This is a genomic window from Streptomyces sp. NPDC004561, from assembly GCF_053602155.1.
In genome coordinates this window covers 1-10896 of the sequence record NZ_JBSGDB010000312.1, presented here as the reverse complement: position 1 = coordinate 10896, position 10896 = coordinate 1, and the positions used below count along the sequence as shown (strand labels likewise).

11 protein-coding genes and 1 pseudogene are annotated in these 10896 nt (G+C 71.3%); 3 read left to right on the top strand and 9 right to left on the bottom strand.

Annotated features, from left to right (window positions below; genetic code table 11):
* Positions 1 to 421 precede the first annotated feature (421 nt).
* Both ACWEN3_RS31605 and ACWEN3_RS31600 read right to left on the bottom strand, forming a co-directional pair.
* Positions 422 to 862, bottom strand: coding sequence for a hypothetical protein (locus ACWEN3_RS31605; RefSeq protein WP_452977644.1), 441 nt, complete (start codon positions 860 to 862; stop codon positions 422 to 424).
* A gap of 22 nt (positions 863 to 884) precedes the next feature.
* Positions 885 to 1742: a hypothetical protein gene (locus ACWEN3_RS31600; RefSeq protein ID WP_452977641.1), complete on the bottom strand. Its 858-nt coding sequence runs from the start codon at positions 1740 to 1742 to the stop codon at positions 885 to 887.
* A 359-nt stretch (positions 1743 to 2101) separates the two neighbouring features.
* Here ACWEN3_RS31600 and ACWEN3_RS31595 point away from each other — a divergent pair.
* A pseudogene (locus ACWEN3_RS31595) lies at positions 2102 to 2227 on the top strand (IS5/IS1182 family transposase); the annotation flags it as partial.
* Between the two features lie 335 nt (positions 2228 to 2562).
* Here ACWEN3_RS31595 and ACWEN3_RS31590 read toward each other — a convergent pair.
* The 7 genes from ACWEN3_RS31590 to ACWEN3_RS31560 all read right to left on the bottom strand — a co-directional run bounded on the left by ACWEN3_RS31590 (position 2563) and on the right by ACWEN3_RS31560 (position 8852).
* Positions 2563 to 3531, bottom strand: coding sequence for an LLM class flavin-dependent oxidoreductase (locus tag ACWEN3_RS31590; protein ID WP_452977638.1), 969 nt, complete (start codon positions 3529 to 3531; stop codon positions 2563 to 2565).
* A gap of 194 nt (positions 3532 to 3725) precedes the next feature.
* A complete protein-coding gene (locus ACWEN3_RS31585) occupies positions 3726 to 4094 on the bottom strand; it encodes an antibiotic biosynthesis monooxygenase family protein (RefSeq protein WP_452977636.1) in 369 nt (122 codons plus the stop codon).
* 40 nt (positions 4095 to 4134) lie between these two features.
* Positions 4135 to 5649, bottom strand: a complete 1515-nt coding sequence (locus tag ACWEN3_RS31580; RefSeq protein ID WP_452977633.1) for an FAD-binding oxidoreductase — start codon at positions 5647 to 5649, stop codon at positions 4135 to 4137.
* Complete coding sequence (locus ACWEN3_RS31575) at positions 5646 to 6839, bottom strand: FAD-dependent monooxygenase (protein WP_452977630.1); 1194 nt, start codon at positions 6837 to 6839, stop codon at positions 5646 to 5648. The genes ACWEN3_RS31580 and ACWEN3_RS31575 overlap by 4 nt, the downstream gene beginning before the upstream one ends.
* Position 6840: 1 nt before the next feature.
* Positions 6841 to 7020 carry a hypothetical protein gene (locus ACWEN3_RS31570; protein WP_452977628.1) on the bottom strand — a complete coding sequence of 60 codons (180 nt, stop codon included), beginning with the start codon at positions 7018 to 7020 and terminating at the stop codon, positions 6841 to 6843.
* Positions 7017 to 7343, bottom strand: a complete 327-nt coding sequence (locus ACWEN3_RS31565) for a TcmI family type II polyketide cyclase (protein WP_452977625.1) — start codon at positions 7341 to 7343, stop codon at positions 7017 to 7019. The genes ACWEN3_RS31570 and ACWEN3_RS31565 overlap by 4 nt, the downstream gene beginning before the upstream one ends.
* Positions 7344 to 7367: 24 nt before the next feature.
* On the bottom strand, positions 7368 to 8852 hold the full coding sequence (locus ACWEN3_RS31560) for an FAD-dependent monooxygenase (protein WP_452977622.1): 1485 nt from the start codon (positions 8850 to 8852) through the stop codon (positions 7368 to 7370).
* A 506-nt stretch (positions 8853 to 9358) separates the two neighbouring features.
* Here ACWEN3_RS31560 and ACWEN3_RS31555 point away from each other — a divergent pair.
* Both ACWEN3_RS31555 and ACWEN3_RS31550 read left to right on the top strand, forming a co-directional pair.
* Positions 9359 to 10570: a cytochrome P450 gene (locus ACWEN3_RS31555; protein WP_452977619.1), complete on the top strand. Its 1212-nt coding sequence runs from the start codon at positions 9359 to 9361 to the stop codon at positions 10568 to 10570.
* A gap of 41 nt (positions 10571 to 10611) precedes the next feature.
* Positions 10612 to 10815 (top strand): ferredoxin, encoded by a 204-nt coding sequence (locus ACWEN3_RS31550; RefSeq protein ID WP_452977616.1) that lies wholly within the window; start codon positions 10612 to 10614, stop codon positions 10813 to 10815.
* The last annotated feature ends 81 nt before the right edge of the window (positions 10816 to 10896 follow it).

Genomic DNA, 10896 nt, shown 5'->3' with positions numbered 1-10896 from the left:
CCGGTCGGTCCGTGAAGCAGGAACCCCAAAGCCGGGCGACCGGCCCAACCCCCGCATAAGGGAATCCCCCTCCTTCAGGAGGGGGAGGAAGTCAATGTCGAACACAGATCGGAACAGGGGTGATCATGCGGGGCGCAGTCCGGAGTGTCGTGTGTGGTGCTTCCGTGGTGGCCGCGGCCGTGTGGGCGGTGGCAGGGTGCCAGGTGCAGAAGGATCCGGCTTCGGGCACGGTGGTCGGCCACGTCCACACCGGGGACTCTTCGCGCATGAGTGTTCCGACGACAAACGTCGGGTCTTCTTCCACCGGCCGGGTGCGCGTCACCAATACCGAGGACCACCCGGTGAAGGTCCGGAGCGTCCATACCACCGCAAGCACCGCCGGATCGATGTCCCACCGGTCCAGGGGATCCTCGCGGCCGCCTCAGGTCTCCGCCAGTCTGGGGACGTGTGCCGGAAGGACGCTCAAGCCCGGCGACTCGTGCGAGGTCGAGATCGTGTCCCGGCCGACGGTCGCCGGCGTCAGCACGGTCCTTCTCGTCATCGTGACCGATCCGCCCTCTGCGACCATTCGGGTGAGCCTGGTGGTGCATGCGTCGAAACCGGGTGCCACCCCCAAGACACCGCCGAGCGTGCCGGGGAAGTCTGCGTCCGGGTCGAAGACGCCTTCTGCCGGGAGGACGGGCTCGTCCACCACGCCGGCTCCCGAGAGCGACTCCTCGCCTCCCACCTCGCCGGCTTCTTCTCCGGTCTCGCCCAAGTCTCCGGCCGTCTCGCCGGTTTCCTCTCCTGCCTCACCCGTGCCCTCTCCGTCAGGCTCCCACTCACCTCCCGGGGGGACCGGGCCCGGTGCCGAACCGTCCACTTCCTGAGGGGCGGGAAGGTACTCATCGCGCGGTTCCGCGGACGTCGACGCGAACGCTGTCGTTGTCCGGCAGCAGCACCACCGTGGCCTGCCCGGAGGGCGGCAATGATTCACTCACCAGGTAGTACCGGCCGCTGCTCTTCGCCAGCAGTACGAACCATTGGTACCGGTACCGGTATGGCTCGTGGCCGGCTCCGAGATCTGCCCGCGCGACATCGGGCAGGTCGTAGATGATGGGCTGCCGCGAGTAGACGCGGACCCGGGGCTTATCGCGATAGCCGCCGTTCGCATCCTGTCCGGCATGTGCCAGACCGGAATCGTGGGCGTATCGCGCCATGCCGAAGAACAGCGTCATGACGAGCATGGCGGTGAACAGGGACCCGCCGACCAACCACAGCCTGTCGTCCGTCCGGTGGGTGTTCGGGCGACGCCGGCGCACGGTGCGCAGATGGACCGCACAGATTCCCATGGCGGCGCCCAGTGCCACCACCAGTGTGGGGAGAAACTCCCGGGTCGTACCGGGCCACAGACGGTCAGTGACCGCGTTCGCGTACCAAGGGGGTTCCAGGAACACGACGAGGCCCAGCAGCATCAGTACGGTCCCCGCGCCCAGCAGTCCCCGGGGCACCCAGCAGCGCAGGCTCCGGCTGCCCCTCACCAGCAACCGCTCGAGCAGCCCGAAGGCGAGCAGCGCGCCGATCCCACAGCAGACCAGGAACCACAGGGGCAGAAAGAGCGCGTCGTCACTTTTCACCACGTAGCCCTGGGAGGACAGCTGCAGGTCGTTCGCCGGGACGCCGAAGAAGGAGTAGTACGACGTGATGTAGGCGTTGCCGAAGTAGTAGAGCAGAGCGAAGACGACCGTCCCGGGCGCCAGCACATAGGCCGCCTTCTCGAGGAACGACTTGCCGCCCGGCTCCCGAACGGCGGGTCGGCCGCGGACCGGAAGCCGTGCCGGTGAACCGGCGCGAGTCTTCCGCCTTCGCTGCCCCCGTCCTTGCGCACACACGGTTCAAGGCTGGGCCGCCGCGTCCGGAGCCGCATCCTTGGACGGGCCAGTCGCGTGATCAAGACCCGAGGATCGTCCGCTGTCGTCCGCCCCGCCGGGCTGGTGGCGCTGGTAGGGCGCCGTGGTGGCGGTCTTCAGGGTGGCCGGCGCTGGCGGCTTCGGCTGGAGGGCCGGGTGTTGCCGGTGGCGACGTACTGGCGCAGGAACCTCACGTTGCGGCAGGTGGCGCCATCGCCGACGGTGGATACCAGGGCACCGGCCTGCTCGTCCCGCACCGCAAACGGCGTGGCCGGACGCACCTCAGGTCGCAGCAGGAGGCAGCGAACACCGTCCATCGCCGGGCCCGAGCGCGCGTGGTCCCGCCCCCACCAGGCGGTGGCGCTCGAGTGCTCAGCCCGGGCGATGGCCGGCGCAGCGCCTCTGGACCCGCTCACGGCCCAGGCCAACGACCAGCTGCGCTGCGTGGTCGGCTTCCTCGCGCACCACGCCGCCCCCTCCTGCTGTACGGCTGCACAAGAGGGGGTGCCAGTGAGCCTCCGCCACCTTGAAGCCGCAGGTCAAAGGGCTGGTGTGACGGTCCCCCGGGGTGCTCGCGCCGGTCGTCGGCGGCAGCCTGCGGAGTGGATCACCTGTCACCCCGGGGGCAGGGGGGCGCCTGGACGAGATCATGGCGATCGTCGCCGCGCGGCCGTCACGGGCCCAGCAGCGGCGGCAGCTCCTCGCTGACCAGTTCGATGTTCCGGGCGGTCAGGTCGTCCGGCATGCCGGCGATGCTCGCCCAGAAGATCAGGTGTTCCACCGGCAGCCCCTCGACCGTCTCCTTGATCTGGGCGGCGGCTTCCGCGGGGGTGAGGATCTTCAAGGCCCCCCAGGGGGCGTTGGAGGTCCGGTTGCGGAACTCGTCGGGGTGGATGATCGGCGGCCGGGGCTTGTCGGTGCCCTCCACGGACGACTGCCGGTAGCTGTTCATCTGGTGGGCGAGACAGGGCGCGACGCGTGCCCAGGCCTCCTCCGGGTCGTCGGCGAGGATGATCGGCAGCAGGCCGGAGACTCGGGCGGTCGCCGGGTCGTGGCCGCCCTCGACCAGTCCCTCGCGGTAGTGCGGGAACAGCTCGTGGGAGATGTGCAGCAGCCCGATGCCGAGCCGGCCGGCGATCCGTGCGCCGCGGGGTCCGTAGAAGCCGCCCCACAGCGGAACGGGGTCCTGGATCGGGCCCGGGGTGACGCCGCCCTCCTCCCAGAGCCGGCGGACCTCGCGGATGTGCTCCTCGGTCCGCCGGAAACGCCGCGTGAAGTCCGCGCCCATCAGGTCGTATTCGGGAATCCGGTAGCCGGCGCCCATGCCCAGCTCGAGGCGTCCGCCGCTCACGAGGTCGACGATCGCCGCCTCCTCCGCGAGCTGGGCGGGCCTGCGCAGCGCGGGCAGCACCACCGAGGTGCCGATCCGGGCGCGGCGGGTGCGGGCCGCGGCGGCGGCGGCGAAGGTCAGCGGCTGCGGCAGATAGCCGTCCTCGAAGAGGTGGTGCTCGGTGAACCACAGCCCGCCCGCGCCCCGCCGGTCCGCTTCCTCGCAGAATTCCAGGCTCCGCGCGTAGTGGTCGGCCCAGGGGCGCTTCCAGCCCTCCGGGTTCCGCAGGTCGAAGAGAAGTCCTACATCCATGGTGAAGTCCCCATTCACAGAGTGGGTCTGACGGGCCGTAGTAGCAGCTTGTGGCGTATGGCAACCCTCCCCGGAGGGGAGGTGAGGATTTCCGCCCCTTGTGGGCCGGGAACGCGGCGATGAAGAAGCGAGCCCGGCACCTCCGGCGGGAGGTGCCGGGCTCGCCGGGATTTCTGCGGTACGAGATCCCCGGGTCAGGCCTCGCAGAGCCCGTCGACGGCGATCTTCTCGAAGATGTGCGCGTACGACACGATGTCGTCGGGGACCTCGGCGGACATGGCCTGGAACTGCGGGTTGCCGAGCGCCTTGGCGAGGGCCTCGGTCGACTCCCAGATCGCGACGTTCATGAACAACTGGCTCCCCGCCGTGCCCTGGTGCATCTGCAGGGAGACGAATCCCGGCTGCGCCTTCATGAGCTCGGCCTGCTTCTTCCAGTGGGCCAGGAACGACTCGGACTTGTCCTTCGGGACGACGAAGGTGTTGGCCAGGACGATGGGCCCGGTCTTCTCCCTGAACTGCGCGAACATCGGCGTGGTCGGGTCCAGGTTCTCCAGCTTGGCCATTTCTGACTCTTTCTCTCGATCTCGATCTGCTGACGCCCCGTCAGGTCGCGCGTATGCCCTGCGCGAAGCTGAAGAGGCCGTGAGGGTCGTAGCTGTTCTTGGTCTTCACCAACCGCGGATAGTTCTCGGCGTAATAGGAGGTCTTCCAATCCGTCAGGTCCGGGTCGATGAAGTTCTGGTAGGACTCGCCCGAGGAGAGCGGGTCGACGGCCGCGAAGCCCGCGTCGACCCAGGCCTTCGCGGCGGTCCGGAGCTCGTCGGTGACCGGGCCCTGCGCCATGAAGCCCTGGAAGTTCACCGAGAAGCGGCTGTCGCGGTGCACGAACGCCGTCGCGGTGCGGTCCAGGTCCTGGGCGGCGCCGTCGATCGGCAGCACCTGGAGCCCGTGCGTCTGGCCGCCGGACACCCGCTCGTCGTCGAAGAGCGCCAGGATGCGCGCCCAGCCGTCCCGCGGCACGGCATCACGGATCAGGCGGCTGCGCTCCAGCGCGAACGCGGTCCGGGGAAGCTGGCCCCGGGGGAAGGCGCCGGACCGGTGGCATTCCTCGGTGGTCTTCTCGGCACAGCCGAAGATCCCGGTCATCAGGTCACGGTAGGGCAGCACCGAGGTCTGCCGCGAGGCCGGCTTGCCGGTCAGGGAGTGCAATCTGGCCAGCTCCGCGTCGAGTTCGGCCGGGGTTCCGGTGGAGACCACGATGACCGACGGGGTCGGGACATTTCCCGGTGCGGCGTCGGCGAGGGTGACCACCGCCGCCGAGCCGATCGTGCGGGGGCACTCGGCCAGCCAGCGGGAGTAGCCGTCGAGCATGTCGAGCGCCTGGTCGTAGGTGTAGCCGAGGCGCGCCGTGGCCACCTGCGACAGGGCGGTCGGCGTCAGCGTGTAGGACGTGACGATGCCGAAGTTGCCGCCTCCGCCCCCGCGCAGCGCCCAGAACAGGTCCGGATGCTCCCGCGCGGAGGCCGTGACGATCTGTCCGTTCGCCAGCACCACCGTCGCGGAGGTCAGTGCGTCGCAGGCCATACCGAGCGTCCGGGTGAGGAACCCCAGCCCGCCGCCGTGGACGAACCCGCCGGCGGCCACGGTCGGGCACGCGCCGCCGGTGAGGGCCAGACCCGAGCCGGCCAGCGTGTTCAGCACGTCGATGTTCTGTGCGCCCGGGCCCAGCGTCACCGAACCGCCGCCGACCCGCACCGAGTCCAGCCGGGACACGTCCACCACCAGGCCGGTGCCGGTGGAGTAGCCCGCGGCGCTGTGGCCGCCGCTGCGCACCGCCGGAGTCAGTCCGTTCTGCTGTGCGAAGGCGAGGCACAGCGCCGCGTCGCGTGCGTCTGCGCAGTAGGCGACGGCCTGCGGGGCGATGGCGTCGAACTGCATCAGGTCCAGCTGCTTGGCGACCGCGTACCGGGCATCGGAGGGGAGCACCAGGTCCCCGGTCAGGTGCCCGCCCAGTCGGCTCCAGGCAACGGCGCCCGGACCCAGGGCACGGGTGGCGGGGGCCGCCGTGGCGGCCGCCCCCGCCACGCCGGCCCCGAGCAGCGCCCGACGGGTGATCATGAGGGGACCTTCGCTGTGCGGTCCGGTGTCCCGGCCGCGGGCACGCCGCCGATGCCGGCGTCCAGACCGCCGAGCCGGGAGGCCAGCAGCTCGCGCACCGCCCGGTGGCCGAGGAGTTCCCCGAACAAGGAGCGCACCGGCTCGATCTCCGGGCCGCCGAGCATGATGAGCGCCTGGGCGTCGATGATCGCCATGGCGCGCCGGCCGGCCCGATGCCGCTCCTCGTGGTACGAGTCCAGCAGCCCGGCCGGCGCGCTGCCCGCGACCTCGGCGGCGAGCTTCCAGCCCAGGTCGAAGGCGTCCTGCAGGCCGAGGTTGATGGCCTGTCCGCCGACCGGCAGGTGGCGGTGGGCGGCATCCCCGGCCAGCAGCACCCGCCCTTGGCGGTAGTGCGCGGCCTGGCGGCTGACATCGCCGAAGGCGTTCACCCACACCGGGGTGCCGCCGCTGATGTCCTCCCCGGTCACCCGTGACCACGCCGCCGCGACCTCGTCGAAGCCGGGCGCGGCAGTACGCGCCGCGGGTGCGCGCCCGTACTCGTGCACCATGACCCGGGTCAGTCCCTCCCGGGTCGCGGCGACCGCGAAGCCGCCGGGCAGCCGCTGGAAGCGGCGGTCGGGGATGTCCACCCCGCGGAGGTCGCAGCGCAGCAGCTCGCGGCGGGCGTCCCGGCCGGGGAACTCGAAGCCGGCCAGGGCGCCGACGGTGCTCTCCTCGCCGTCGCAGCCGACCACGTACTCGGCGCTCAGCCGCACGCGCCGCCCGGAGTCGCGCCCGGCGCGCACGACGGCGTCGACGCTCACGCCGTCCGCAGCCTGGTGCAGGGCGCAGACCTCGTGCTCGCGCCGGATGTCCGCGCCGAGCTCGCGCGCCCGGTCGCCGAGCAGTGCCTCGACCCGCGCCTGCGGCACCTTCCACTGGCCCGCGAAGGGGGAGGGCTGGCTGTCCAGGTCGAGGGGCAGACCACCGAAGTGTCCCCGGGGTTCGCGGGGCACGGTGCCGAGCGGCGCCAGCAGGCCGCGCTCGTCCAGGAGCTCCATGGTGCGGGCGTCCAGGGTGGTGGCCCGGGACTCCGTCGTCGGTGCGGCCAGCCGCTCCAGCACCGTCACCTCGGCCCCGCCGACGCGCAGTTCACCGGCGAGCGCCAGCCCGACGGGCCCGGCACCGACGACGATGACCCGACTGCCCATGTCAGCACCGGCCTTCGGCGTGGTCCTCGGCGCGCACCAGGGAGACGCCCGTCCGGTACGGCTTCAGGCCCTCGGACTCCGGGCCGCTGCCGGCCGCCGCCACCCGGGACTTGAACGCGCCCGCGTCGAAGAGGCCGATCTCGCGCGTCGCGGCGCGGCCGTCGCTCGGCCGCTCGTTCATCGGGCGTTCCAGTGGTAGAAGCGCTGTGCCATCGCGTCGGCCGGCGACCGCCAGGTGGCCGGGTCGTAGGCGTCGATGAACGGCTTCAGGTCGGCGCTGACGTTCACGAAGAGCGGGTGGTTCTTGGCCTCCTCGATGGCCGCGCCGCCGTCGTCGGAGTCGAAGTCCTGGAGGTGGAAGTAAAGGCCGCGATAGCTGAACAGCTGACGGCGGCGGGTGCCCATCAGCCCCGGCATCTCGGTGCTGTCGAACTCCCCGAAGATACGGGAGACCTCGCCCTGCGACGCCGGGTCCATACGAGCGACGATCAAGGTGCTGTGCATCGATCTCTCCTCATTCGAAGGCGATTACTGACGGGAGGTCGCCACACGACTCGTCCCGAACCAGCGGTCCAGCGCGTCGGGCAGCGGCCCGCACCCGGGGTCCGCCCAGGCGACATGGCCGTCGGGGCGCAGCAGCACGGCGGACGTCCCGGCGAGCAGGCACCCCTCCGGGAGGTGGTGCGGGGCCGCCGTCACCACGTCGACCCGGTCGGCCCAGGGTTCGGCGGCGCGGCGCAGCTCCGGGTCGTCCGCCAGGTCCAGCAGCACGCCGCGGCCGGTGCTCAGGCCCGCGATGGTGGTCGTCGCTCCGGACGGCCCGCGCAGGTCCCGCTTGGGGATGCGGGCACCGAGCAGCGGATGCGCGCCGGGGCCGACGTCGTAGCGGATGTCGAGACCGCTGACCATCCCGGCCAGATGCCGGCGGACCTCGGGAAGCTCCATCAGGTCCGCGACCACCTCGCGCAGCGGCTCGACCTCCGATCCGGACAGGAAGAGCACGCCCTGGGCCAGCGTGTTGACCAGAAGCCGGGCGCCGACGGGATGGCGTTCGGCGTGGTAGGAGTCGAGCAGGTCCGGCGGCGCCCACCCGCGTACCACCGCGGCGAGCTTCCAACCGAGGTTGACGGCGTCCTGCACGCCGACGCTCAGGCCCTGGCCGCCCACCGGGAGATGGGTGTGGGCGGCGTCGCCGGCCAGCAGCACCGAACCCCGCCGGTATTCGGTGACCTGCCGCGTCGCATCGCCGAAGGAGCTGATCCAGTGTGCGGTGCCGCCATGCATGTCCTCCCCCGTCAGGCGCTCCCAGGCGTCCGCCACCTCGGCGAACTCCGGGGGCCGGGTGCGCCGCCGGGGCGGGACGCCGTGTTCGACGACGATGATGCGGTCGACGCCGCCGCCGAGCGGGGTGGCCATCACCATGCCGGTCGGCAGCCGTTCACCGATCGGACGCGGCCTGAGCGCGCATCCGCCGATGTCGGCGACGAACATCTCGCGGGTCGACGGGGTCCCGGGGAACTCGAAGCCGGCGGCACCGCGCACAAAGCTGTGCCCGCCGTCGCAGCCGACCAGGTAGCGGCAGCGCAGCAGGCGCGGCCCGCCGGGGGTCTCGACCTCGACCCGCACGCTATCGCCGTCGTCGTGCAGGCCGACCACGGTCCAGCCGCGCCGGACGTCGGCGCCGAGCTCCGCCGCCCGCTCCCCGAGCACCCGCTCGGTGGTGGCTTGCGGGATGCTCCGCGCCCCGAAGTGGGCATCCATCAGGACGCTGTAGTCCAGCGGCAGTCCGCCGAAGTGCCCCGAGGCGCTGATCCCCAGGTCGCCGAAGCGGGGCAGCAGCCCGCGCTGGTCGAACAGCTCCACCGCGCGGGCGGTGAAACCCAGGCTCCGCGACTCCTCCGACGGCTTCTCGAGCCGGTCCAGGACGAGGGCCTCGACGCCGCCGAGGCGCAGTTCCGCGGCCAGCACGAGCCCCGCGGGGCCCGCGCCGACGATGATCACCGGAGCGTCCATGGGGCCTCCTTGGCAGGCGGGAACCGCGGCAGGCAGCCGCGGACAGAAAGGGCGGTGGTGTGGACAGACGATGCGCGGCGGCAAATTATTAAGGACAGGGCCGCCCGTGAGAGGAATTCGAAGATATCGGGCTCGGCCGCCCTGCTGTGAATTACCGTGCCACCGCGCCTGTCGCGATGTCAACTCCTCATTTCTGTCCCGGCAGTTCTCCACCGCGCCTCTATTTCCTCTCCAGCGCGCCACTACCGCCACCGGGCATCCTTGGCGTCCTGACTGTGGAATGCGCGCAACTCAATTCCTTCTATTCCCGCCCGCCGTTATTCGAATACACGAAAACACGAAGAAGGATCCCCGAGTGGCCGTGTTATTCGAAACGGCCCGAGCAGATGCGGAACCAGCCCGGTTCGGCGCGCCCCGCGGGCGCTGAGGGGCCTGCCGATCGGTATCGCCGTCCCGTCCCCGCCGAATGACGACGAAAAACCCACCACCACACCAGAGGAGGCCCGGTGACCCGTCCGACCCCCTTCCCTCAGGACCGCACCTGCCCCTATGAACCACCCGCCGGCTACCAGTCCCTGCGGCAGGAGGGCCCGCTGGCCCGCATCACGCTCTACGACGGCAGCACCGCGTGGGCGGTGACCGGCCACGCCGAGGCCCGGAAGCTGCTCGGCGACCCGCGGCTGTCGGCCGACCGGCGCAAGCCCGGCTTCCCCATGACGAGCCATGTGCTGACGGCGCTGCGCCACTTGCCCCCCTTGCTGTTCAACGCGGACGAACCGGAGCACGGCCGGCAGCGCCGGATGCTGATCCCCGGATTCGGCGTGCCGCGCATCAGGGCGCTGCGGCCCCGGATCCAGCAGATCGTCGATGAGCTGCTGGACGCGATGGTCGAGCAGGGCCCGCCGGCCGAACTGGTCTCGGCGTTCGCGCTGCCCGTGCCGTCGATGGCGATCAGCCTGCTGCTCGGGGTGCCCTACGAGGACCACACGTCCTTCGAGGAGCTGTCGCGGCTGGTCATGCGCGGGTCCGGGCCGGAGGAGTCCGCGGCCGCACGGGGCAAGATGCTCGGGTACCTGGAGGGGCTTCTCCTCGACAAGGAGCAGCATCAGCGTCAGGGGCCCGAACCCGGCCCGCACTCCGGGCTGCTGGACGAACTCGTGCGCGACCGGCTGCTCACCGGCCAGACGGATCGCGAGGAGATAGCCAGGCTGGCGTTCAACCTGCTGGTGGCCGGGCACGAGACCACCACCAACATGATCTCGCTCGGGACGCTGCTGCTCCTGAAGCGTCCGGACCGGCTGGCCGCACTGCGCGCCGATCCGGGCCTGCTGCCGCAGACGGTCGACGAGCTGCTGCGCCATCTGTCGGTCGTGGACGAGCTGCTGCGGGTGGCCACCGAGGACATCCCCTGCGGCGCGCAGGTGATCCGGGCGGGCGAGGGCGTCGTCTTCAACACCTCGATGATCAACCGGGACGAGGGCCACTTCCCGGAGCCGGACGCGCTGCGCCTGGACCGCAGCGGGCAGCACCATCTGGCGTTCGGATTCGGGGTGCACCAGTGCCTGGGGCAGAACCTGGCGCGGCTGGAACTCGAGGTGGCGCTCGGAACCCTGTTCCGGCGGCTGCCTCGGCTGCGGTCGGCCGTCGATGTGGAAGAGCTGCCGATCAAGCCGGGGGACACCATCCAGGGCCTGATCGAGTTCCCGGTCACCTGGTGACGGATCCCGGCGAAGGGCAGCGACGAGGAGGGATGAGGGAGATGGCGAGGATCGAGGTGGATCGCGAGGCGTGCATCGGCGCGGGGCTCTGCGCCTGGAACGCACCCGAGGTGTTCGAACAGGACGAGGAGGGGCTGAGCCGGGTCCGGGCCGGCGCCGGATCCGGGGAGGGGCCGGACGAGGACACCCTCGACGAGGCACTGTCGGCCTGCCCGGCCCAGGCCATCCGCCTCACAGAGGACTGACCTGACGGCGGCCACGGCAAGCACCGCCGGCGTACCTGGCCAACGCCCCGCACTGCACACCGATGAGCCCGTTCCCCTGGC